The 22,778-nt window shown below is 70.6% G+C and carries 19 protein-coding genes; 10 read left to right on the forward strand and 9 right to left on the reverse strand.

Annotated elements, in window-relative coordinates; all coding sequences use genetic code 11:
* The gene (locus tag VF139_18975; GenBank protein HEX6853487.1) at positions 1-2,202 is read right to left on the reverse strand and encodes a patatin-like phospholipase family protein; all 2,202 of its coding nucleotides are present in this window, start codon (positions 2,200-2,202) and stop codon (positions 1-3) included.
* An 89-nt stretch (positions 2,203-2,291) separates the two neighbouring features.
* Positions 2,292-3,761, reverse strand: a complete 1,470-nt coding sequence (locus VF139_18980; protein HEX6853488.1) for an alpha/beta hydrolase — start codon at positions 3,759-3,761, stop codon at positions 2,292-2,294.
* 81 nt (positions 3,762-3,842) lie between these two features.
* Between VF139_18980 and VF139_18985 the strand changes: the two genes are divergently transcribed.
* Positions 3,843-4,445, forward strand: a complete 603-nt coding sequence (locus VF139_18985; protein ID HEX6853489.1) for a hypothetical protein — start codon at positions 3,843-3,845, stop codon at positions 4,443-4,445.
* Between the two features lie 85 nt (positions 4,446-4,530).
* Here VF139_18985 and pulA read toward each other — a convergent pair whose 3' ends face one another.
* On the reverse strand, positions 4,531-8,598 hold the full coding sequence (gene pulA / locus VF139_18990) for a pullulanase-type alpha-1,6-glucosidase (GenBank protein HEX6853490.1): 4,068 nt from the start codon (positions 8,596-8,598) through the stop codon (positions 4,531-4,533).
* Positions 8,599-8,812: 214 nt separating this feature from the next.
* Between pulA and VF139_18995 the strand changes: the two genes are divergently transcribed.
* The 3 genes from VF139_18995 (at position 8,813) to VF139_19005 (ending at position 11,607) form a co-directional block, all read left to right on the forward strand.
* Entirely contained in the window at positions 8,813-9,520 is a 708-nt protein-coding gene (locus VF139_18995) for a DUF4397 domain-containing protein (GenBank protein ID HEX6853491.1), read from the forward strand.
* Between the two features lie 70 nt (positions 9,521-9,590).
* Positions 9,591-10,901, forward strand: a complete 1,311-nt coding sequence (locus VF139_19000) for a 1-acyl-sn-glycerol-3-phosphate acyltransferase (GenBank protein HEX6853492.1) — start codon at positions 9,591-9,593, stop codon at positions 10,899-10,901.
* A gap of 7 nt (positions 10,902-10,908) precedes the next feature.
* Positions 10,909-11,607, forward strand: coding sequence for a 4'-phosphopantetheinyl transferase superfamily protein (locus VF139_19005; protein HEX6853493.1), 699 nt, complete (start codon positions 10,909-10,911; stop codon positions 11,605-11,607).
* Here the strand turns inward: VF139_19005 and VF139_19010 are convergent.
* Positions 11,604-12,893, reverse strand: a complete 1,290-nt coding sequence (locus tag VF139_19010; protein ID HEX6853494.1) for an FAD-dependent monooxygenase — start codon at positions 12,891-12,893, stop codon at positions 11,604-11,606. The genes VF139_19005 and VF139_19010 overlap by 4 nt on opposite strands.
* Before the next feature lie 256 nt (positions 12,894-13,149).
* On the opposite strand from VF139_19010, the gene msrB reads away from it, so the two are divergent.
* From msrB to VF139_19040, 6 genes are all read left to right on the forward strand, one after another.
* Positions 13,150-13,548, forward strand: coding sequence for a peptide-methionine (R)-S-oxide reductase MsrB (msrB, locus tag VF139_19015; protein HEX6853495.1), 399 nt, complete (start codon positions 13,150-13,152; stop codon positions 13,546-13,548).
* 96 nt (positions 13,549-13,644) lie between these two features.
* On the forward strand, positions 13,645-15,222 hold the full coding sequence (locus VF139_19020) for a Re/Si-specific NAD(P)(+) transhydrogenase subunit alpha (GenBank protein HEX6853496.1): 1,578 nt from the start codon (positions 13,645-13,647) through the stop codon (positions 15,220-15,222).
* A 10-nt stretch (positions 15,223-15,232) separates the two neighbouring features.
* The gene (locus VF139_19025) at positions 15,233-16,663 is read left to right on the forward strand and encodes an NAD(P)(+) transhydrogenase (Re/Si-specific) subunit beta (protein HEX6853497.1); all 1,431 of its coding nucleotides are present in this window, start codon (positions 15,233-15,235) and stop codon (positions 16,661-16,663) included.
* The gene (locus tag VF139_19030) at positions 16,660-17,457 is read left to right on the forward strand and encodes a nucleotidyltransferase domain-containing protein (GenBank protein HEX6853498.1); all 798 of its coding nucleotides are present in this window, start codon (positions 16,660-16,662) and stop codon (positions 17,455-17,457) included. The genes VF139_19025 and VF139_19030 overlap by 4 nt, the downstream gene beginning before the upstream one ends.
* Before the next feature lie 565 nt (positions 17,458-18,022).
* Entirely contained in the window at positions 18,023-18,550 is a 528-nt protein-coding gene (locus VF139_19035) for a GNAT family N-acetyltransferase (protein HEX6853499.1), read from the forward strand.
* A 49-nt stretch (positions 18,551-18,599) separates the two neighbouring features.
* A complete protein-coding gene (locus tag VF139_19040) occupies positions 18,600-19,712 on the forward strand; it encodes a DUF4097 family beta strand repeat-containing protein (GenBank protein HEX6853500.1) in 1,113 nt (370 codons plus the stop codon).
* Positions 19,713-19,782: 70 nt separating this feature from the next.
* On the opposite strand, the gene VF139_19045 is transcribed toward VF139_19040, so the two are convergent.
* The 5 genes from VF139_19045 to VF139_19065 all read right to left on the reverse strand — a co-directional run.
* Positions 19,783-20,691 carry a tetratricopeptide repeat protein gene (locus tag VF139_19045; protein HEX6853501.1) on the reverse strand — a complete coding sequence of 303 codons (909 nt, stop codon included), beginning with the start codon at positions 20,689-20,691 and terminating at the stop codon, positions 19,783-19,785.
* Positions 20,692-20,866: 175 nt separating this feature from the next.
* Complete coding sequence (locus VF139_19050; protein HEX6853502.1) at positions 20,867-21,298, reverse strand: GNAT family N-acetyltransferase; 432 nt, start codon at positions 21,296-21,298, stop codon at positions 20,867-20,869.
* Entirely contained in the window at positions 21,295-21,807 is a 513-nt protein-coding gene (locus VF139_19055) for a hypothetical protein (GenBank protein ID HEX6853503.1), read from the reverse strand. Before VF139_19055 ends, VF139_19050 begins: the two co-directional genes overlap by 4 nt.
* Entirely contained in the window at positions 21,804-22,559 is a 756-nt protein-coding gene (locus tag VF139_19060; GenBank protein HEX6853504.1) for an arylamine N-acetyltransferase, read from the reverse strand. Before VF139_19060 ends, VF139_19055 begins: the two co-directional genes overlap by 4 nt.
* 27 nt (positions 22,560-22,586) lie before the next feature.
* Positions 22,587-22,778, reverse strand: a 192-nt coding sequence (locus VF139_19065; protein ID HEX6853505.1) for a hypothetical protein, incomplete at its 5' end; no start/stop codon positions are given.

Consider the following 22,778-nt stretch of genomic DNA (forward strand, 5'->3'; position numbering starts at 1 on the left):
TCAGAACCGCTCCCCGATGACCAGGTACCAGCGGTTCCGGTCCGGCTCGGTCCACCCCCAGCCGAGGTAAGCGGGGCCCAGCGGCGTCGTCGCTCCCAGGAAGACCGCCCCGCCCGCGCGAAGCGACGGCCACGTGATCGGCTCCCCCTCGAAGTAGGTGTTGCCCGCCTCGAGCGAGACGCCGACGAAGACACGGTTCTTGAACGAGCCCAGCGGGATCTCGGTGAGGCGCTGGTACCAGGTGAACGCCGCGAACCCGCCGCGCTCTCCGAACAGCTCGTTGGTCCCGAGCCCCGACAACCTCCCGAGGCCGCCGAGCACCGCCGCCGTGCGCAGGGTCGCGCTCCCGTCCACGACGGTGGAACCCGCCACCCGGAGGGTGAAGGTGCTCCCTCGGAACTCGAAGGCCTGCTGGAGGTCCGCCTTGAAGATCGTGGAGTCCTCCTCCGCCCCGAAGGCCGCGAGGTCGCGCTCGGCGGCGACCATCATCGTGGCCCCCTTGCTGGGAAACGCCGCGGCCTCGGCGGTGTCGACGCGGAACCCGGCGCGGAAGCCGCCGAAGTCCAGGTTGTCCAGCTCGTCGAGGGGGAGCGGGATCCCCACCGTCTGGTCGAAGTCTTCCCGGCCGCGGAACACCCCGACGCGGACTTCCACCTTCTCCGCGAGGATCCTCCCGAAGTCGACGCCGGCCCACTGGGTGTCGACCTTGAAGTCGCCGATCGCGACCCCGTCCACCCAGAGCTTCTGCGTCTCCCGGGAGACGTACATCACCGGGGAGAAGAACCACCGCATCCCCCAGTCGAGGGGCTGATAGAACTCCATCGACAGCAGCCGGGTGCTTCCGACCTGCGCGGTGTTCTTCCACTCGCCCCCACGCGTGTTCACCGCCATCATGCGGTGGCGCGCGATGAGGGTGAAGGTCGCCTCCCCCGCGAGGTCGGTGTCGAGGCTGAGGCCGAACTGGAGGCTCCCCCTCGAGTAGGGTTTCCGGGGCGCCGTGAGCTTCAGGGCCGTGCCGCCCTCCACCGGCACGAGCTCGGGCCGGAGGATGCCGAAGTAGTCGAGCCCCGACAGCAGCACGAGCTGGCGGTCGAGGGCCGCGCGGTCGATCGGCTTTCCGATCGGGAGGTCGAGTCGTTCCAGGACCACGCGATCGTCGACCCAGCTCGTGTTCTCGAGGGTGAACTCCCGGAGCGGCTGGGCATGGAGGTCCGCGTGACGGTGGCGCTCGCGGAAAGCGGTCCAGGTCGCGTCGTCCGCCGAGAAGGCGTCGAGCGCGTTCAGCTTCTCGCGCGCCGCGACCTCGCCGATCCCCACGGCTTCCCTGGCCTTCTCGAACTCGTCGAACTTGATCCCCTCGAGGTTCGGTCGGATGAGCAGGTCGTCGGGCTTCAGCCGCGTGAGGTCCGCCTCGCGATTGCCGACGGTCAGGAGGGCGGAGAGCTGATCGAGAACCCCCATGAACGAGCGCCCCTCGACCTCCGGGTTCAGGGGGCTCGTGATGTCGACGGCGATCAGCCGCTCGGCGCCGAGCGACTGCGCGATCCCGATGGGGAGGTTCGCCGCGGCACCGCCGTCCACGAGCGTCTTTCCGTCCCGCACCACCGGCGGAAAGGCGCCGGGGACCGACATGCTCGCGCGCATCGCCTCGGCGAGGCTGCCGTCGCCGATCACCACGGCCTCCCCGTTGCTGAGGTCCATCGCGACCGCCCGGTAGGGAACGGTGAGATCGTCGAAGTCCTGGGCCGCGGTCGCCTTGTCGACGAGGGCGCGAAGGGTCAGGTCGAGCCGCTGCCCGCCGAGGATTCCCGAGGGCATGTAGACCTTGAGTCCCTTGAACCGCAGCTTCGTGGGCACCAGGAAGACGTCGTCGTCCTGCTTCCGGCGGAAGGTGCGGTCGCGACGCTCGGGGGCGTCGAAGAAGACCTCGTTCCAGTTGATCCCCGCGAGGATGTCCTCGATCTCCTGCGGGGAGTAGCCGGCGGCGTAGAGCCCGCCGACGATCGAGCCCATGCTCGTTCCGACGATGAGGTCGGGGACGACGTGTTTCTCCTCGAGGACCTTCAGCACGCCGATGTGCGCCGCGCCGCGCGCGCCGCCGCCGCTGAGGACGAGGGCGAGCTTGGGCTTCGCCGGCCCCTCGGCGGCGACGGCACCGCAGGCGGCGGCGACGAGCAGGGCTCCCCAGAATCGAACGCGCATGACACCCCCTCCTCCGCGCGCATCTTCGCGCATCGGCCCGGTGCAGGCACGGGTGGACGACGCGGACCCGTATTTTTTCGGGGGCCGCCTCACGGACGCTCGCCCGACGCGCCGAACCTGCCGACCTCCTCCACGACGACTTGCCAGAACGGGTTGCTGCGCAGCCGGGTCAGCGCCCCGAGCGGCAGGGTGATCGCCCCTTCCTCCCCGCGCAGCGCCCACGAGCCGAGGGAGGGCACGCCGTTGGCGCCGCTCCCCGGGAGGAAGCCGTAGACCGGGTCGTCCGGCGGAAACGGGAGGGCGACGTGCCCGAGCGAGACGACCCCCGCGGGCCAGGCGAGGTCGAGCGGCCGGGCCGAAGGCTCCGCCGAGCCGGGTGTGTACTCGCGGGCCTCGACCTCCGGGCTCTCCGTGGAGCGATTGGCGATCACCGTGAGGGAGTACCCGCGCGGTCCGCCGGCGGCACGGTCGATCAGGAGCTTCGTCTCGGGGCGCTGCAGCGTTCCCAGGCCGCGGTAGCGATTGACGTCGAAGAGGACGAGCCGGTGCTGCGCGCCGGAGAGCCGGGCGAAGAGAAGGTCCACGACGGGATCCGTTCCCACCGTCGCGTCGATCGCCGACTGGAAGGCGAGCACGGGGGGCATCGAACCCAGCCGCCCCGCCTCCTGCGCGTCGGCGAGCGAGGCCTGGAGGCGAAGGGTCGTGCGGCGCACCTGCCGGATCGCGTTCACCGCGAAGGAGTTGAACTTGTAGGGGTCGAATTCCGGCTTGATCTCCTGCCAATGGGACTTCTGCAGCGGCTCCCACGGCAGGATGGAAGCCAGGTCCATCGCGTTCGACAACGCGGCGAGCGGGCTCACCGCGATCGCCGGAGAGACGAGCACGACCCCGTCGGGCCGCCGGAGCGAGGCGTCGACCTGGGTATCGAGGGTGTACTGCAGGGTCAGCGCCCCTCCCGTGGAGAACCCGCCGACCACGAACCGCCCTCCCGGAGGGACCCGCGCCGCAACGTCGCGCGCCGCGATCCGGACCGCCGCCTGCCAGTCCTCGAGGCGCATGCGCACCATGCCGGAGGGGAGCGCGCCGTGCCCGGGGAGACGCAGCACCGTCGCCTCGTACCCCGCCTCCGCGAGGACCCGCGCGAGCGCCCCCATCGCGTAGGGCGAGTCGGTCAGGCCGTGCACCAGCAGCGCGGCGCCGCGCGTCCCGGGCGTTCCGACGCGGAACGTGCGATTCCAGGGGGCGTCCCCCGCGAGCCGCCGCACCTGCCCGTTCGGGTCCCAGCGCGTCCACGCGGCGCGCGCTCCGAAGTCGGGAATGCCGGCGAACAGCTCCTCCTCGAGCCGCCGGTATCCGTCGAGGTCGAGTCCCCGATCGCGGTCGGCGTCGAACTCGCGCTCGAGGCGCTCGGTGTGCCACGGCTGAAGGGGGGGCAGGGCCTCCAGCGCGTACAGCAGGAAGCCGGCGGCGATCGCCGCGACCACGGCCGCGCACGTCGCGAACGCGCGGAGCGACCAGCGGATCGCGGCCGACGCCGCACGACGGAATCGCGGCCTCATGGGACACCTCCCCTCGCGCGCCGAGCCTAGCATTCGCGGGGATCTGGGCTATCGTCTCCGCGAACCCCGAGGGAAACGTCCATGAAGCGAATCGCCCTGCTCTCCATCGCGCTGGCGCTCGCCGCCGGCTGTGCCGCCACCAAGCTCGTCTCCCAGTGGCGCGACCCCGCGACCACCCAGGTGAAGTTCAACAAGGTACTCGCCGTGATGATGAGCCCGGAGATGCTCACGCGGCGCTCCGCCGAGGACTCCCTCGTGCGGATCCTCGGCCCGGATCGCACCGTGGCGTCGTACATGGTCTTCCCGGGAGAAAAGGCCCCCGAGCAGGAGGCCGCGAAGGCGCTTCTGCGCGAGAAGGGCTTCGAGGGCGTCGTCATCCTCCGGCCGGTCGACTCGCGGACGGAAGTCCAGTACGTGCCCGGCACGGTGTCGTACGCCCCCACCTACGGCTCGTTGTGGGGACCGGGCTACTGGGGTTACGGGTGGGGGTCGGTCTACGAGCCGGGTTACGTGACGCAGAACACGATCGTGCGCGTCGAGACGGTCGTCTACGACCTGAAGCAGGACAAGCTCATCTGGGCGTCGCAGACCGACTCGACGAACCCGACGGGACTCGAGAAGATGATCGCCGAGATCGCGGAGGCGACCGCGTTCGCGATCAAGAAGCAGGGGCTGATTCCCTAGACGCGCATCCACCTTCGCCCGCCGCGCGTTCCGCGCGGGGCCGGGCGGAAGATGCGGAATCGCATCCGCCCGGCCCCCGCGGACGTCAACGAGGGACGTTCACCCGGATCCAGTCCGGCCCGCCGCAGCAGACGAACACCGCGGTCGTCAGCCCCGGGACTTCGAAGGTGCCGGTCGCGTCGTCGTACCGCGCGTTGCGGACGAGCGGATCGACCGATCCCGCCTGGATCGGGTGCAGCTTGAGACCGAGCTTCGACGGCCCGACCCACGTGAGGGGCTCGTCGTTGGCGTTGAAGACCACGAAGATCCGCTCGTAGTCGCGGCGCGCCGGGAGCGGCGACGCGCCGCGCGCGAGCGCGGCGGGCCCCGCGACCGCGCGGCGGATTCCGCCCGACGCCGCAGGCGCGGCCGGCCTCGAGAGCTCCATCACGATCACGCCGGGAACCTGCTCCGGCCCGGTGTTCCAGATCTTGACCGTGCTCGCCACCTCGGCCCCGGTCCGCAGGCGGAACAGCGAGGCGCTCTTGCGGATCGCCACCGTCTCGAGCGTGTGCTGGAAGGCGTCGACGATCGGGAAGAAACCGGGCTTGAGATCGGCCCTCGCGAGCAGCGGCCCCATGATCGGCCAGTTCGCCTGGTTGTCGGAGGCCGGAGGCAGACCCACGCCGAAGTTGTTCGAGCGGTAGGTGAAGTCGAGCTTGTTGAACCAGTCTCCCGAGTTGTACGAGTTCCGGTCGAGCGACTTCGAGCGGAGGAGCTCGTCGCCCGCGTGGAAGAACGGAATCCCCTGGGCGAACGCCACGAGGCTGATCGCCATGTGGTTCATGCGGATCCGCTTCGCGAGCGGAGCGTCCGCCGCGGCCTTGAGCTGCACGACGTCGAACAGCGTCTCGTTGTCGTGGGCGGAGACGTAGTTGATGATCTCCTGCGGGTCGAGCGCATACCCGGCGCGCTGGCCGTTGTAATCGACGTCGGCGCCCGTGACGACGTCGCCGTCCATGTCGCGGAAGGCGTACCCGGACAGGTTCCCGGCGAGCCCGAGCTTGATCCAGTCGCCGTAGAACAGCAGCCGCGCGCGTTGCTCCTCGGGCGTTCCCGAGGTGAAGCCGTTCGGGTCGTACCAGAGGCCGGTGGCGAACCCCTGCTCGCGAACCGGGCTGAACGGACCGCCGCCGCGCACGCCGTCGCGCAGCCGGTCGGTGAAGGTGCCCACCCCCGTGCCGGCCATGTTCGCCTGGACGGCGTTCACCCCGCGGGCGTTGTCCGCGACCTCGCCGAAGTTCCACCCCTCGCCGTAGAGATAAAGCGAGCGACCGTCCACCCCGTCGTGCTGCGGCGTGAGCGACCTCAGCGCGTCGCGCACCCGCAGGATGTTCGCCTTCATGTGGTGGCCCATGAGGTCGAAGCGGAAGCCGTCGACCTTGTAGGCGCGGGCCCAATGAACGGTCGAATCGACGACGAACTTGTCCATCATCGCGAACTCGGTCGCCGTGTTCTCGCAGCAGGAGGACCGCTCGACGCCGCCGTCGGCGTTGAGGCGGTGGTAGTAGCCGGGGACGATCCGGTCGAAGACCGACTTCGCGTTCTGGCCGGAGGCGTTCGTGTGGTTGTAGACGACGTCCATCACCACGCGAAGGCCGCGATCCGCAAGCCCCTTCACCATCTCGCGGAACTCGAGGATCCGCTGCGGGCCGTCGGGGTTCGTCGCATACGACCCCTCCGGGACGTTGAAGTGCCACGGGTCGTACCCCCAGTTGAACCCGTCCTCGTCGCGGACCGCCTCCACCGCGGCCTGCTGGTCGGGCGAGTCCGGCGGCATCGAGGCGAGGTCCCCCGCCGGCTGCTTCCAACGGCTCTTGTCCTCGTCGATCGTCGCGATGTCGAACGACGGGAGCAGATGGACGTGGGTGAACCCGGCGCGGCCGAGCGCGGCGAGGTGCCGGCCGCCGGCCGAGCGCGGGAGGGTGAACGCCTTGAACGTGCCGCGCAACCCCTCGGGGACCGACGCGTCGGAGGCGCTGAAGTCGCGGACGTGGAGCTCCCAGAGGACGATGTCCTCGGGGGCCTCGAGCGCGGGTTTGCGGAGGTCGTCCCAACCGGAGGGCTTCAGCGACGGATCGTCGAGGTCGACGATCTGGCTGCGCTGCGAGTTGCGGGAGAGGCTCACCGAATACGGATCGGTGACGAGGTTGGTCTCGACCGCGTTCGTCGCGCGGGTGAACACCACGACCTCGTAGAGGTAGAAGCGGTTCCTCCAGGACGCCTCCCCCGTGACGGACCAGACCCCCGAAGCGGCGTCGAGGGTCATCGGGACGACGGTCGACGTCGAGGCCGGGTCGGCGTCGGCGAAGAGATGGAGCTGCACCGACCGGGCCGTCGGCGCCCAGACGCGAAGGGTGGGGACGCCCGCCGCGAAGGTCGGGCCGAGTCTCGCGGGCGCGGCGGCCGCGGCGTAGAGGTCGTCGAGGACGCCCGGGATCTGCATCGACGTCGCATCGACGATCCGCCCGTCGCCGCCGGTCGCGGAGACCGCGAGCTGCCCCTTCACGAGCTCGGCGGCGCGTGCCGCGGCTTCGGGAGCGAGCCTGAGCGCGGCGTACGAGGCGAGGTGCGGGAACTTCGCCTCGACCGCCTCGGAGAGCCCGCCGGGGTCGAGGGTCAGTACGAAGTCCTCGCCGCCCGTCACCGCCTCGGGAGTGAGCTGGAGCCCGCCGTCCGCGGCGACGTGGAGCTTGAAGGTCTGGCCGTCGGCCGGCCCGGTCACGCGGAACGCGACGGTGTCCTTGGCGACCCAGTGCGCCTGCGCGAGCGAGAGGTTGCCGCGCGGCGCCCCCTCGGAGCCGACCGTCAGCACCTTGGAGCTCGAGTCCCACGCGAAGAAGATCGGGGTGCACGGCGCCGGGACGGTGAAGGCGATGTTCGCCCCGTTCTGCGCCCCGCCCTGGCCGTAGTTGACGTTCCACGACTCGTCGAGGGCGACCTTGGTCTCGTAGTTCCCCGCCGGGAGTTTCGTCGTCGAGAAGGTGTAGATGCCGTCCCCGTCCGGATCCTGCAGCCACGAGCGCAGGCACGACGGATCCCAGTCGCCGGGGCAACCGAGCTCGCTCTGGAAGCTCCCGGGCGCCACGGCGATCGTCGCGTTCCGGTTCGAGGTGATCCACTTCGTGCCGTAGTCGAAGTAGAACTTCACGCTCGCCGCCTCGGCGAGCCCGAGCGGGACGTTCGGTCCGTTGCGCGCGCCTCCGGCGCCGTAGTTCTCGTCCCACGAGTCGTTGACCGGCGCCTTGTACTCCCAGTTGCCGGCCGGGACGTCGAACGTCCCCTGCCAGACGCCGTCGGCGGCGTCGAAGGCCAGGTGGGTCGCGGCGCAGTCGGGCTGCCAGTCGCCGGAGCATCCGAGCTCGCTCTGCAGGCTCCCGGCGACGGTCACGCTCGCCGGCTGCGCCGGCGGAGCGGCGTCCTCGGAAACGGCGAGGACCTTCGTCGTCGAGTCCCACGAGAAGACGACCGTCGCGCAGTCGGCGGTCACGGTGAAGGCGATGTTCGGACCGTTGGGCGCGCCCCCGGCTCCGTAGTTCTCCGACCACGACTCGTTGATCGCGACCTTCGTCTCGTAGTTCCCCGCGGGAAGGCCGCTCGTGCGGAAGGTGTAGACGCCGTCGCCGTCCGGATCCTGCAGCCAGGAGCGCAGGCAGTCGGGCTGCCAGTCGCCGGGGCAACCGAGCTCGCTCTGGAAGCTCCCCGGAGCGACGGCGATCGTCGCGTTGCGGTTCGAGGTGATCCAGTGCGTCTCGTGGTCGTAATAGAACTTCACCGTCGCCGCCTCGGCGAGGTTCAGCGGGATGTTCGCGCCGTTGGGCGCGCCCCCCGCCCCGTAGTTCTCGGTCCACGCTCCGTTGAGCGCGGCCTTGTATTCCCAGTTGCCGGCGGGAACGTCGAAGGTCCCCTGCCAGGCGTCGTCGCCCGCGTCGTACACGAGGTGCGTCGACGCGCATTCGGGTTGCCAGTCGCCGGGGCAGCCGAGCTCCTGCTGGAGGCTGCCGGCGACGGTCACCGTGGAAGGGTTGGGCGTGTCGGACGCCACCACGAAGTTGCCGACGAGGACGAGGCCCGCGACCACGAGCGCTCGCACCGGGACGAATTGCCGAGCCATTTGCCACCCCTTGCGTTGTGAGGAACTGCTCGACCCGAACGTCGACGCAGTGTAGCGCCGGTGTTCGGCCTTCTCCTGTCCAGTTCTTGTCCGAAAATGTCCCAGATTTTTCAGCCGTAGGTTTTCGGATCTCCCCGAATCCGAACAGCAGTCCTGGACGAATACTGGACAGAAGGCCTCCTATGGCCGCTTTTTCTTGATTATGGAGATTCTCATGAAGCGAATTTCGACCCTTTCCGCCCTCGCGCTGTCGATCGGCTTGGTCTCCCCCGTCTTCGCCGGCGGCAGCGACGCCCGGATCCGCGTCGTGCACGCGTCCCCCGACGCCCCCAACGTCGACGTCCTGGTCAACGGCGCCGTCGCCTTTGCGGACGCGCCGTTCAAGGGCGTGACGGACTACGCGACCCTTCCCGCCGGGGCCTACGACGTGGAGGTCGTCCCCGCGGGGGCGAGCGCCCCGGTGGTGATCGACCTCACCGGTCCCAACGCCGTGAACCTCTTCTACAACCGCGACTACACCGCCGTCGCCGTGAACTTCCTGGACCGGATCGAGCCGCTGCTCCTCGAGGACGACAACCGCCCGGTCGGCCTGCCGTTCTCCCGCGTCCGATTCGTGCACGCCTCCCCCGACGCTCCCGCCGTCGACATCAAGGTCGCCGACGGTCCGTATCTGTTCCGCAACGTCGCGTTCAAGGGGGTGGGCGACTACGTGACCGTGCCGCGCGGGACCTACGACCTCGAGGTGCGCGCGGCCGGAACGGAGACCGTGGCGCTGCGCCTTCCGGGCATCGCGCTCGCCGGCGGGACCACGTACACCGTCTTCGCGGTCGGCCTGCTCTCCGGGGCCCCCGCGCTCGACGCGGTCGTCCGCGTGGATGCCGTCTCGCCCGCCCGCGGGCGGGCGCCGGTCGCCCGCCGCTGAAGCGACGCATCCCGAACACGAGGGGCCCGGGGAGACCCGGGCCCTTCGTCGTTTTGTGTACTCTCCCCCCGTGGATGTCGCCTACCGCGCGCTGCGGTCGCTCGCCCGGTTCCTGCTCGCGGTCTTCTACCGCCGCGTCGAGGTGGTCGGACTCGAGCGATTCCCCGCGCAGGGACCGGTGGTGGTCGCCGCCAACCACCCCAACGGGCTCGTCGACCCGATGATCCTGGTCGCCCGGCTCCCCAGACGGCTCGTCCCGATCGCCAAGGAGCCGCTGTTCCGAAACCCGCTGCTCGCGCCGTTCCTTCGCCTGATGGGCGCGATCCCCGTGCACCGGCGCCAGGACGAAGGGGCGGATCCTTCGCGCAACCGCGAGATGTTCGCCGCGGCTCTCGAGACCCTGCGCCGGGAACGGGCGATCCTGATCTTCCCCGAGGGGGTGAGCCAGGACGAACCGCGCCTGGCCCCCCTGAAATCCGGGGCGGCGCGGCTCGCGCTGGGCGCGGTGGAAGCCTCGGGCGGTTCAATCGTCGTGCGGATCGTCCCCGTCGGCCTCGTCGCGCACGAGCCGGGGACGTTCCGCGGCGGGTGGGCCCTCGCGGCGATCGGCGATCCGATCGAGGTGGGTGCGCAGCCCGAGGCGACGGCCAGGGCGCTGACCGATCGCATCGCCTCGGCGATCGAGGAACGGATCGTCGTCGCCGCGGATCGCCACACCGTCGACCTCGCGCAGGTCGCGGCGAGCGTCGGCCGGCGCCGCCCCGACGCCGCGGACGACGACGCCGCGGCCCGGACCGCCTGGGTCCGGGCGGCGCTCACCACCCTCGACCGGCTCGAGCGCGAGTTCCCCGAGAAGGCGCGCGAGGTGCGCGAGGACGTCGAGGCCTGGGCGCGGGACCTCGAGCGCCTGGGGCTCGAGGGTGCTTCGCTCCCTCGGACCTATCGCGCCGCCGCCGTCGTCCGCTACGCGATCCTCGAAGGGGGCCCGATCCTCCTGGGCGTTCCGCTCGCGCTGCTCGGGATGGCCCTGCACGGCCTGCCGTGGCTTCTGGTGCGCATCGGCGTGCGGCTCGCGCGACCCGACTCGACCGTCGAAGCGTCGTACAAGCTCGTGGGGGCCCTCGTCGTGTATCCCCCGGCCTGGCTGCTCGAAGGATGGCTCGCCTGGAGGAGCGGCGGAGGCGGCGCGCTGCTGGCGTTCGCCGTCCTCCTGATCCCCGCGGGGTTCTTCGCGCTCACGTGGCGCGAGCGCCTGCTCCGGGTCCGGCGCGACGCGAAGGGATTCTTCACCTTCCTCGTCCGCGGCGACCTGTACGCGCGGCTTCGCGAGCGACGGGACGCGCTGCGCGCGCGACTCGAAGCGCTGGGCGGCCGTTTATAGTGGCGCCGTGCGCGAGGAGCCGCGGGTCGATCTCTGGCACTTCCGTCTCGACGTTCCCGGAGAGGAGCTCGAGATGGCGCGCGCGATTCTCTCCGCCGACGAGATCGCCCGATCCTCCCGCTTCGTCCGCCCCCGCGACCGCGACCGTTTCGCCGTAGCCCGGGGGCGACTGCGGATGGTCCTCGGCGCCGAGCTCGGCGTCCGCGCGGGCTCCGTGGCGTTCCGCTACGGCATGCGCGGGAAACCCGATCTCGCCCCGCCGCTCGACCGCTCGGGCCTGCGCTTCAGCCTGTCGCACTCCGCGGACCGGGCCCTGGTCGCGACGACCCGGCACCGCGCGATCGGCGCCGACCTCGAGGCCCTTCGCGACGTGCGTTCCGGGCGGGATCTCGCGAGGCGCATCTTCGCGCCGCAGGAGTTCGAGGTCCTCGACCGGCTCGAGGGGGAGGCGTGGAGGCGCGCGTTCTTCAGGTGCTGGACCCTCAAGGAGGCCTGGCTGAAGGGGCGCGGCGACGGCCTGACCTTCCCCACGCGGAAGTTCACGGTCGCGATCGGGCCGGGCGAGCCCGCCCGCCTGCTGCACGTGGAGGGCGAGCCCGACGCCCCCTCGCGCTGGTCGCTGCGCGAGGCGCGCGCGCCGGAGGGATTCCTCGCGGCCGTCGCGGTCGAAGGCCCGGTGGGACGGCTCGTCGACCGGTCGGGCTAGACCGGCACCGCCCACTCCTCCTCGACCGCCGGCTGGATGCCCAGCGGCGCGAGCACGGACCGGAGGGCGGTTCCCGAGGAAGGCGCGCAGTCCACGATGCGCGCGGCGTTCGCGCGCACCCACGGGTCGGCGCCGGTCGCGACCGCGGGCGCCCCTTCGAGGCCGAGAAGGCGCTTCCACTCCCTGGTCCGCTGCGCGTCGTAGGTGGCGAGCGCGTCGCCGGCCGCGGGCTCGCGCAACCGTCGCGCGATCGACCACGCGAGGTCGCGTCCCTCGCGCAGGCCGACGTTCATGCTGTTCATCCCGATCGGAGAGGCGAGGTGCGCCGCATCGCCGACGAGCCACACGTGCCCCTCGCCGAAGCGGTCCACCAGGCGCCGCTCGAAGCGGATCGCGGCCGACCAGAAGACCTCGGTGACCCGCGGGAGGAACCACGGCGCGCGCTCCGCGATGAACGCGCCGAGCTTCTCGGGCTCGATCGCGGGGTACGAGCGGTCGTCGAACCCGACGAGCAGCCGGCTCTTCTTGCGCTCGTCCTCCGCCGCCGCGGGGTCGGTGATCTCGAACCCCCAGCGGAATCGGCCCTCGCGCATCGACCACAGGACGTTCGATCGCCCCTCCTCGAGCACGATGTGGACCTCGGAGAGCGGCGACCCCTCCGCCTGGAACTCGAAGACCGCGAACAGCTGCGAGGGCCCCACCTCGGGGTATCCGATCCCCGTCGCGCGGCGGACCTTCGACCGATGTCCGTCGGCGCCCACGATGAAACTCGGCTCGACCTCGAACTCCTTCTCGACGACCCACTCCGTCGTGGCCGCCGCATACCCCATCGTCTCCTTGCCGAGCTTGTGCACGACCGCGACGACCTTCGTCCCCTCGGGGCGCACGGAGTCGAGCCTGTGGTTCCACTCGACCTTGACCCCGCGCTTCTCGAGCGCCTGCTCGAGCGCCGCCTCGAGGGCGAACTGCGGGAGCACGAGAAGGAACGGGAACTTGCCGCCGACGTGGGCGAAGTCGAGCCTCCCCTTTTCCCCCTTCGCGTCCCGGAGGACCACGGAGCCCATGCGGTGCCCCTGCGCGATCAACGGCTCCGCGAGCCCGTGGGCGTCGAGGAGCTCGAGCGTGCGGGGGTGGAGGCCGAGGGCGTAGCTGCGGGAGGTCGTCCGCCACTGCTCTTCGAGCACCCGGACCGAGATTCCGCGCCGGGCGAGCTCGAGGGCGCAGAACTGACCCACCGGCCCGGCGCCGGCGACGAGCACTTCGCAGGGGGACTTGAACCAGGACATGGGGCACCTCCACGGGAAACTCTACGCGCCTTCGGCCGGCGAAACTCTTGACCACGGTTCAGCGTCCAACGGGAGCGGCGCTCGGCCGGGTCGTCCGGCAGAATGCCAGCGAAGCGAGGTCCCCGTGCGTCCTACCAGGCCTTTGAGCTTCGGACTGCTGGTGTTGGCGGCCCTCCTGCCGGCGTGTTCCACCGATCTCGCCGCCCCCGCCCCGGCTCCGACGGCCTCATCTTCCTCCCCCATCCAGGTGAAAATCATGGCCGACAAGGTCGAGAAGTCCGCGGACGAGTGGCGCAAGGTCCTGACCCCCGAGCAGTTCCACGTCCTGCGCGAGAAGGGAACCGAGCGCGCCTACACGGGAGCGCTCTGGAACAACCACGACCGGGGGGTGTACCGGTGCGCCGGATGCGGCCAGCCCCTGTTCACCTCCGAGACGAAGTTCGAGTCGGGGACGGGCTGGCCCTCCTTCTGGGAGCCGGTCGACCCGCAGGTCGTCGGGACCCATCGCGACTTCAGCTGGGGGATGTTCCGGACCGAGGTGCACTGCGCCCGGTGCGGGGGGCATCTCGGGCACGTCTTCGACGACGGCCCCAAGCCCACCGGCCAGCGCTACTGCATGAACTCGGCGGCCTTGACTTTCGAGAAGTCGGAGTAGGCCGAACGACGACCTACGTCACGAGCGCGGGCGGCGTCCGGGGGACTAAGATGCGCGGCCTTTTTGGGGCCGGCCGACACCCCCGGAGGACGTATCGTGGCGGAGACCGCCTCCTCGAAGCTGAAGATCGGGATCCCGAGGGAAGTTCATCCGGGCGAGCGCCGCGTGGCCGCGGTGCCCGCGACCGTGACCAGGCTCACGAAGCTCGGCGCCGAGCTGATCGTGGAGAGCGGCGCGGGTGACGCAGCCAGCTTCTCCGATCAGTCGTACGAGGAAGCCGGGGCGCGGGTCATCGAGGATACCCAGGCCCTCTGGTCCGAGGCCGATCTCATCCTCAAGGTCCGCGCCCCCGAGCTGAACTCCTCGCTCGAGCGGCACGAGGCGGACCTGCTGCGACCGGGCGGGCGGCTGATCTCGTTCCTCTGGCCCGCGCAGAACGCCCCGCTCATCGAGCGCCTGGCCGCACGCAAGGCGACGGTGATGGCGATGGACGCGGTGCCGCGCATCACGCGCGCGCAGAAGCTCGACGCCCTCTCCGCGATGGCGAACATCGCGGGGTACAAGGCGGTGCTCGAGGGCGCGAACCGTTACGGCCGCCTGCTCGGGGGGCAGATCACCGCCGCCGGCCGGATCCGCCCGGCGACGGTGCTGATCGTCGGCGCCGGCGTCGCCGGCCTCGCCGCGATCGGTGCCGCCCGCGCCCTCGGCGCGATCGTGAAGGCCTTCGACACGCGCGAGGCGGTCCGCGAGCAGATCGAAAGCCTCGGCGGGCAGTTCCTGAAGTTCGAGTTCGACGAGAAGGGCGAGGGCGAGGGCGGATACGCCAAGCAGATGTCCGACGCCTACCTCGCCGCCGAGCAGGCCTTCCTCGCCAAACACTGCAAGGACGCCGACATCGTCATCACGACCGCCCTCATCCCGGGGAAACCCGCGCCGCAGCTGATCACCGCGGGCGCCGTCGTCGAGATGCACGCGGGCTCGGTGATCGTGGACCTCGCCGCCGAACAGGGCGGGAACTGCGCCTTCACCGAACGCGACCAGATCGTGGAGAAATACGGCGTCACGATCGTCGGGCTGACCGACCTGACCAGCCGCATGGCGACCCAGGCGAGCGAGCTCTACGCGACGAACCTGTACAACCTCCTCGAGGAAATGATCAAGGAAGGCGCGTGGCGCCTCGACCTCGAGGACGAGGTCCAGCGCGGGATGCTCGTCCTGCACGACGGCAAGCTGATGTGGCCGCCCCCCAGGCCGGAGGTGCGCGCCGCGGCGCCGCAGCCGCCCAAACCCGCCCCCCCCAAACCCTCGGCCCCCGCGAAGAAGGAGCCCTCGCCGTGGCCCTCGCGGATCGGGATGGCGGGACTCGCGGGACTGCTGGCGCTCATCGGCCTCGAGGCGCCCCCGCAGGTGCTGCAGCACATGACGGTCTTCCTGCTGGCGGTCGTCGTCGGCTGGCACGTGATCTGGAACGTGACCCCCGCGCTCCACACCCCGCTCATGAGCGTCACGAACGCGATCTCGGGGATCATCGTCATCGGCGGGATGCTCCTCGCGGTCGGACCCTCGCTCGGAATCCCGCAGTGGCTCGGCGCGATCGCGGTCCTCGTCGCCTCGATCAACGTCGCGGGCGGCTTCCTCGTCACCCAGCGCATGCTGAAGATGTTCCGGAAGTAGGAGGCGAGCCGTGACGACCACCTTCGCCAACGCCACGTACGTCCTCGCGAGCCTCCTGTTCATCATGAGCCTCAAGGGGCTGAGCCAGCCCGAGAGCGCCCGCCGCGGCAACCTGCTCGGCACGGTCGGGATGTTCCTCGCCATCCTCGTGACCGGGGCGCTGCTGTTCTCCCCGGGCGCGACGGGCCACGGCCCCGCCGCGCCCTCGACCTACGGCCTGCTCGCCGCGATGATCGGCGTCGGCTGCGTGATCGGCGCCGTCCTCGCCGCCCGGGTCGCGATGACCCAGATGCCCGAGCTCGTCGCGATGCTGCACAGCTTCGTCGGCATCGCCGCGGTGCTCGTCGGGATCGCGACGCAGATGGCGGGCTCGCACGGCGACACCGCCGGACTCGCCCACGTCTTCGAGATCTTCATCGGGGTCTTCGTCGGCGCGATCACCTTCACCGGCTCGGTCGTCGCCTTCCTGAAGCTGCGCGGCTCGCTCAGCGGCAAGCCCCTGCTCCTCCCCGCGCGTCACTTCCTGAACCTCGCGCTCGTGACCGGGTGCGTCGTCGCCTCGGTCGTCGGCATTCCCGCCGAGCCCGCGACCGCGCTGAACATGCTCCTGGTGGTGACGGTGCTCTCCTGCATCCTGGGCATCCACCTCGTCGCGGCGATCGGCGGCGGGGACATGCCCGTCGTCGTCTCGATGCTCAACAGCTACTCGGGATGGGCCGCGGCCGCCGCGGGGTTCATGCTCTCGAACGACCTGCTCATCGTGACCGGCGCCCTCGTCGGCGCGTCCGGCGCGATCCTGAGCTACATCATGTGCGAGGCGATGAACCGCTCCATCTGGAACGTCATCTTCGGTGGCTTCGGGACCGAAGGCGGGAAGCCCGCGGTCGCGGCGGCCGGGACCGGCGGTCCCGTCCGCGAGACGAACGTCGGCGAGGTCGGAGGCCTCCTCACCGGCGCGAAGAAGGTCATCTTCGTCCCCGGCTACGGCATGGCGGTCGCCCAGGCCCAGCACGTGGTGAAGGAGATCACCGAGCAGCTCGGCAAGAAGGGGGTCGAGGTCCGCTACGCGATCCACCCCGTCGCCGGGCGCCTTCCGGGGCACATGAACGTCCTGCTCGCCGAGGCGGGAGTCTCCTACGAGATCGTCAAGGAGATGGACGAGATCAACGAGGACTTCCCCAAGACCGACGTGGCGGTGATCATCGGCGCCAACGACATCGTCAACCCCTCCGCCCTCGACGACCCGGGAAGCCCGATCTACGGGATGCCCGTCCTCGAGGTCTGGAAGGCCGGCAAGGTCGTCATGCTCAAGCGCTCGATGAACGCCGGGTACGCCGGCGTGGACAACCCCCTCTGCTACCGCGAGAACACGCTGATGCTCTTCGGCGACGCGAAGCAGAGCGTGTCGAAGCTGCTGGCGTCGGTGCAGGCGGAGGGGTGAGCGGCAGGCCGGGGCCCGAGGCGGTCGCGGAGGTAAGGCGCCGGCTCGAGGCGATCGAGCGCGAGGAGGGAGTCGTGGTCCTCCTCGCCGTGGAGTCGGGAAGTCGCGCCTGGGGATTCGCCTCGGACGACAGCGACTACGACACCCGGTTTCTCTACGTCCGCCCTCCCGACTGGTACCTCACCGTCGACCTCGAGCGTCGTCGGGACGTTCTCGAGCGCCCGATCGTCGACGACTACGACGTCAACGGATGGGACCTGCGCAAGGCGTTGCGCCTCTTCCGCAAGTCGAACCCGCCGCTTCTCGAGTGGCTCCAGTGCCCGATCGTGTACGCGGAGCGTTTCTCCGTCGCGCAACGCCTGCGCGCGATGATCCCCACGCACTTCGACCCGCGCGCCGGGTTCCACCATTACCTCCACATGGCGCGCGGGAACTTCCGCGAGTACCTGCGAGGGGACGAGGTCTGGCGCAAGAAGTACTTCTACGTGCTCCGACCGCTGCTCGCGATCCGGTGGATCGAGGCGGGCTCGGGGGCGCCCCCCATCGAATTCGAGCGCCTGGTCGACGCAACCGTCGAGGACCCGGCGCTCCGCCGTGCGATCGACGCGCTGATCGCGGAGAAGCGCGCGGGCGCAGAGCTCGCGCGCGCGCCGCGCGTCGAGGCCATCAGCGCGTTCGTCGAGGCGGAGCTCGGGCGGCACGAGGCCACCGAGGCACCGAGACCGGAGGTGGCGCCTCCGATCGAGGAGCTGAACGTTCTCTTCCGCGAGACTCTTCGAGAGGTTTGGGGCTGACTCTTCCCGAGAGGTTGCATCCATGCAACCTCGTTCGGTCGATGCTCCCTTGCAGGTCGATCACCGTCGCCGTACGCTCCCTCCGGTCCCGGAGACCGGTTCATGCGACGAGACGGCCGCCATACTTCCCCTCCAGCGACAGCGAAGCCGGATTCGGCTCGCCCGAGTCGCGAGGTATTGGACATGCTGCAACGGGCTCGAGCCGAGTCCGAAGGCAAGCGGACGTACTCGCTCGATGAGGTCTTCGACGTCACCAACCGCCTCCTCAGGCGGAAAGGTGCTTGAAGGTTCGATTCACCGGAATCGCCCTATCCCAGTTCGTACAGATTCTCGAGTTCATAGCCCAGGACGATCCACTCGCGGCACGCCGGTTCGAACGTCGTGCCCGGACGCGACTGCGGCGACTCGAGCGGTTCCCTTCATCCGGGAGAAGGATCCCAGAGTCCCCCGAATCGTCGACGCGAGAGATCTTGGTCGGAGAGTACCGCTTCTTTTACGAGGTTGGGACGAGTACCGTACGGATCGTAGCCGTCTGGCACGGCGCGCGACGCGTTCGAGGTCCGTCATGAACCCGATCCTCGAAACACCCAGACTCGGTCTCCGAGAACTCGAACCTGCCGACCTCGACTTCGTCGCCCGGATGATGGGCGACGCCGAGGTCATGCGGCACTACCCGAAGGTGCTCGACCGCGACGAGTCCAGGAATTGGCTCGACCGGCAGCTCGCGCGGTACGCCGACGACGGCCACGGACTCTGGCTCGTCGAGCTTCGCGACACCGGCGAGCCGGTCGGCCAGGTCGGGCTGATTCGACAGACCGTCGAAGGTGTCTCCGAACGCGAGATCGGCTGGTTGCTCCACCGTCCGTTCTGGGGACACGGTTACGCGACCGAAGCGGCGTCCGCGGTGCGGGACCACGCGTTCACGACGTGGGAGCTCCCGTACGTCGTCTCGTTGATCCGCCCGGTCAACGTCCCGTCTCAGGCGGTCGCGCGGCGGATCGGGATGGCGCCGACGCGGCAGGTGGAGTTCCACGGGTTCGAGCACGTGGTGTGGAGGGTGGAGCGGACGTCGGCGATGCCCTCTTTGCGCTGACCGCCCTCGCGCCCCATGTTCCCTCCGTCCTTTCCGGAGGGTCCCCATCATGCGTTACGGAATCGTGATCGCGCTCGGGCTGGCGACGCTCCCCGCGCTCGCGGACGAGAAGGTCGAAGTCGTTCGCCGCGCCGAGCAGCCGCTTGCCGCGAAGGGGACGGTCCGCGTCGAGAACCTGCTCGGATCGATCGAGATCCGCGGCGGCGGCACGGCCGGCAAGGCCTCCGTCGAGGCGCGCGTCGTTGCCGAAGGGGAGACGTACGAAGCGGCCAAGGCCATCGCCGACGCGGTCGAGATGAAGGTCGTCACCGAGTCCGGCGTCGTCGTCGTGCGGCCCGTGCTCCCGGTCGACCGCTACCCCGCCCTCAGGATGCCGCGCGCCGATGCGGAGGGGCAATACGCGAAGTGGATCGCCCCGCTCCTCAAGCGCGACAAGGTCGCCTACCCGTGGGACGGGCGGACCGTGAGCCTCGGGAACCAGCGCGACGCGACGCCGCTCGCCGTCCACGTGGTCGTCACCGTCCCGCACGAATCGAAGGTCGACGCCAAGCAGATCGTCGGCCCCGTGAGCGTGAACCACGCGCGCGGCAACTTCGTCACCGAAAGCGTGGACGGCGGGATCACGATCGAGCAGGTCTACGGCGCGCTCGCGGCGCGCACGAGCGCCTCGCCGATCGAGGTCCGCACCTTCAAGGGCGCCACGCTCTCGATCGAGACCCTCTCCGGACCGATCGAGCTCATCGACGTCCGCGCGGCGGACGCCTCGGTCCGCACGACGAGCGGCAAGGTCTCCGCCGACCGTGTCGAGGGGCTCGCCTGGAAGGTGGAGGCCAAGCTCGGCGACGTGCGTTTCGAGCACACCGAGGCGGTATCGCTCGAGGTCGCCACGACCGAAGGGGGGATCGACGTCACCTCCGGGCTCACCGGCACGAAGAACGCCGTCCTGAGGTCCGAGACCGCCGACATCGCCCTGCGCGTCGGGCCGGGGTCGCACTTCGACGCCGAGCTGCACAGCGGTTCGGGGGATTTCGCGGTGAAGGGGCTCGAGCTGAAGGAGATCGCCCGCGAGCCCAACGTGATGCGGTACCGGCAGGGAAGCGGCGGCGCGAAGCTGGTCCTCTCGACCGGCGACGGCACGGCGCTGCTCGCCCGGTCGAAGTAGCGAGAACGCGAACGGCGGCCGCGCGGGACACACCCGGATCCGCGCGACCGCCGCCGCGAGCGAGGCCGACCTACTTGACGTCGGTCCCCGAAGCGATCACGACCCGCTCCACCACCGGCTCGAGGCGCGTCACGCTCGCCCGGGCCTTCCCGTCCGGATCCCCCGCCTCGACGGCGGCGCGGTACTCCGCGAGCGCCTCACCCAGCCGCGACGTCCGCTCGTAGGCGACGCCGAGGTTGTTGCGGACGTACGCGACCGACGGGAGCTGCTCTCTCGCCTTCTCGAGCGGCGCCACGGATTCCCCCGGGCGCCCGGACTGCAGCAGCATCCAGCCGTAGGTGTTCGCGACCTGGCCGTCCGAAGGCGCGAGCTCGTGCGCGGCGCGCAGCGACTCGATCCCCTCGTCGTGTTTCCCGAGCGCGAACAGCGCGCGTCCCTTCTGATGGAGCGCCGGAACGAAGCCGGTTTCGATCGCGAGGGCGGATTCCGCCGCCTCGAGCGCATCCGCGTGCCTGCCGAGGTCCATGCGCACGCGGGCGAGGTTCACATGGGTCTTCACGCGGGTCGCGTCGAGGCCGACGCTCGTCGCGAGCGCGCCCTCGGCGCCCTCGAGGTCCCCCGACTTCCAGCGTGCGAGACCGAGGAGATAGTGCGCGTAGGGGTCCTGGCCGCGGCCGAGCGACGCGACCGACAACCGTTCGGCCGCCTCGGCGTAGTCCTTCGCCTCGAAGAGGGCGACGCCCTCGCGCCACGCCGACTTCATCTCGGCCTCGGTCGGCACGGGGTTCGACGCTTCGGCAACCGCGGTCGTCTCGGTGCTCGGCGTCGCGGGGGAAAGCGGCCCGTCGCTCAGCAGCGAGGCGGGCGGGGTGGAGGTGCGGGCGGTCTCGACGGGCTGCGAGGAATTGCAGCCTGCGAGGACGAGGGCGGCGGCGATCGCGCCGCCGCCGAGAACGTTGCGGGCGATCCGGCGGTTCATGGCGGGCTCCGTTCGGCCGGGCCGCGCTCCCCACCATGGGTTGCGGCCGGCTCGAACGGAGGACATGGCGAGGGGCGTGCCACGGCTGCACCGTCGAATTGCCGAGGGATTTCGAGCCAACGCGTGGGAGGACGTGGGAGTCGGGAGACGTCGTGTGGGCCGCGGGACACGCCGGCTACGGCGCCAGGTCCTTCGTGAACCTCCGCGAGGTGTGCCGGTAGCCGATCGACGCGTAGAAGGCGTGGGCGTCGTGGCGGTGCTCCGCGGACGCGACGAGGATCCGCGCGCAACCGCAGTCGCGCGCCCACCGCTCGGCCGCCTCGACGAGGAGCTTCCCGGCTCCGACTCTCCGATGGCTCGAGCCGACGACGAGGGCGGTGATCTGCGCGACCCGCCCGGGTTGATGCAGCAGCGCCGTGAGCTCCGCGACGACCTCGACTCCGGCCAGAGCGTCCTCGACCTCGGCGACGAAGACGGCGATCCCCGCGACGCCGAGCAGTTTCCCGAGCCGCTCCCTCGCCTCCTCCGTCGAGCACGGGTACCCGAGCTCGCCCAGGAGCGGCGCGATCGCCTCCGCGTCGTCGAGGGCGGCGGGGCGGATCCTCACGCGAACAGCTCCGACTGGGATCGCGCGCGGCCTCGACCCACGATCCGGCGCAACGCGCGCACGCGAACGCTCCAGGGGTGCCGCTCCGGCGCGAGGCGGAGCGATCGCTGCGCAACCGCCAGGCTGTCCTCGATCAGCGCGTCGTGCAGGGGGCGGTAGAAGATCGGCCACGTCACCGTCGCGAGGCCGCGGGTCTCCATCTCGAGGACGTGCGCGAGAACCACCGCCCCCTCGACCGCCTCCCATTCGTAGCGATGGGTCCCGTGGAACCCCCGCGGCGCGTCGAACCGGAATCGAACGCAGACGCCGGGAAGGTACTCGACGACGGTGTACCGGATCGGGCCGTGGCCGCCGACCGCCCCGACGCCGAGCGGCCGATCGAACCGCATCGACGGCCAGGCCTTGCGAGGCCAAAGGCGATCGTCGGACGACGCGAGGGAGTCGATCAACTCTCCGACGGCGTCCGGCGTTGCCGCGAGGCGCCGTTCGTGGACGTTGAGGACCTTCATCGATCCCTCGAGATTCCGAACCGCGTGCGCAGCAACGCGTCGTATTCCCGCTCATCCGCCAAAACCCGCTCCCGCCGCACTCCCTTCTCGGTCTCGATGAGCTTCATCCCGCTCAGCGTGATCCGCCCCGACGGGGTCGCGAGGGAGCAGACGCGGTTCTGCGTGAAGTGCGAGTCGGGGGAAGTCTGGTGGTACCGGCACATCGGCTCGTACTCCGCGAGGTCGTGCGCCTCGAGGCCGAAGCGGTACTGAGGCGCCCACACGTCCCCCTCGCCCCGCCGGGACAACACGCGCCGGTCCCCGACGGCGTCGATCCGGAACGCGTCGGCCCCCTGAACCTGCTCCCCGACGGCGTCGAGGCGCAGCGGCTGCCGGAACGAATCCCCGAACCCGACGTCCACGAGCCACGGCCCCGCGAGCGCGACCCGCAGCGCCATGTGGTCGAACGGCGGGCCGTACCCTCCGTCGCGCGTCGCGACCTCGGCGGCGAGGAGGTCGACGTCGAATCCGAGCTCGCGCAGCAGCTCGGCGAAGAGGCCGTTGAGCTCGTAGCAGAACCCGCCGCGCCGCCGCACGACGATCTTGTCGAACAGCGCCTCCTCGTCGAGGACGATCGGCTCCCCCCAGTGGATGCTCAGGTTCTCGAAGGGGACCGAGAGCAGGTGCGCGACGTGGAGATGGAGCAGGGACGCCGCGTCGCTCCCGACGGGGCGGCGGATGCCGATGCGGTCGAGGTAGGCGGCGACGTTCACGGACGAGCCTCCCCGGGGGGCGCGCGCTCAACGCTCTGCAGCACGCTCGACGGCGATCATCTTAGCGGCGCGGGCCCCCCAGTCCGCGTAGATCCCCGGTCCGGGGTGGAAACCGTCCGTCGCCATGTGCTCGACGGCGAGCAGGGGCGTCAGCTCGAGGTAGCGCGCGTCGGGCTCCAGGCGCAGCTCCCGCTCGAGGGACGCGCTCCAGGATCTCGC

This window comes from Candidatus Polarisedimenticolaceae bacterium (genome assembly GCA_036376135.1).
Taxonomy (GTDB): Bacteria; Acidobacteriota; Polarisedimenticolia; order Polarisedimenticolales; family DASRJG01; genus DASVAW01.

Bases quoted from the DNA above. Each gene is read 5' to 3' on its own strand.
- VF139_18975 (HEX6853487.1), bottom strand. From the start codon at position 2,202: ATGCGCGTTCGATTCTGGGGAGCCCTGCTCGTCGCCGCCGCCTGCGGT.
- VF139_18980 (HEX6853488.1), bottom strand. From the start codon at position 3,761: ATGAGGCCGCGATTCCGTCGTGCGGCGTCGGCCGCGATCCGCTGGTCG.
- VF139_18985 (HEX6853489.1), top strand. From the start codon at position 3,843: ATGAAGCGAATCGCCCTGCTCTCCATCGCGCTGGCGCTCGCCGCCGGC.
- pulA (HEX6853490.1), bottom strand. From the start codon at position 8,598: ATGGCTCGGCAATTCGTCCCGGTGCGAGCGCTCGTGGTCGCGGGCCTC.
- VF139_18995 (HEX6853491.1), top strand. From the start codon at position 8,813: ATGAAGCGAATTTCGACCCTTTCCGCCCTCGCGCTGTCGATCGGCTTG.
- VF139_19010 (HEX6853494.1), bottom strand. From the start codon at position 12,893: ATGTCCTGGTTCAAGTCCCCCTGCGAAGTGCTCGTCGCCGGCGCCGGG.
- msrB (HEX6853495.1), top strand. From the start codon at position 13,150: ATGGCCGACAAGGTCGAGAAGTCCGCGGACGAGTGGCGCAAGGTCCTG.
- VF139_19035 (HEX6853499.1), top strand. From the start codon at position 18,023: ATGAACCCGATCCTCGAAACACCCAGACTCGGTCTCCGAGAACTCGAA.
- VF139_19040 (HEX6853500.1), top strand. From the start codon at position 18,600: ATGCGTTACGGAATCGTGATCGCGCTCGGGCTGGCGACGCTCCCCGCG.
- VF139_19045 (HEX6853501.1), bottom strand. From the start codon at position 20,691: ATGAACCGCCGGATCGCCCGCAACGTTCTCGGCGGCGGCGCGATCGCC.
- VF139_19055 (HEX6853503.1), bottom strand. From the start codon at position 21,807: ATGAAGGTCCTCAACGTCCACGAACGGCGCCTCGCGGCAACGCCGGAC.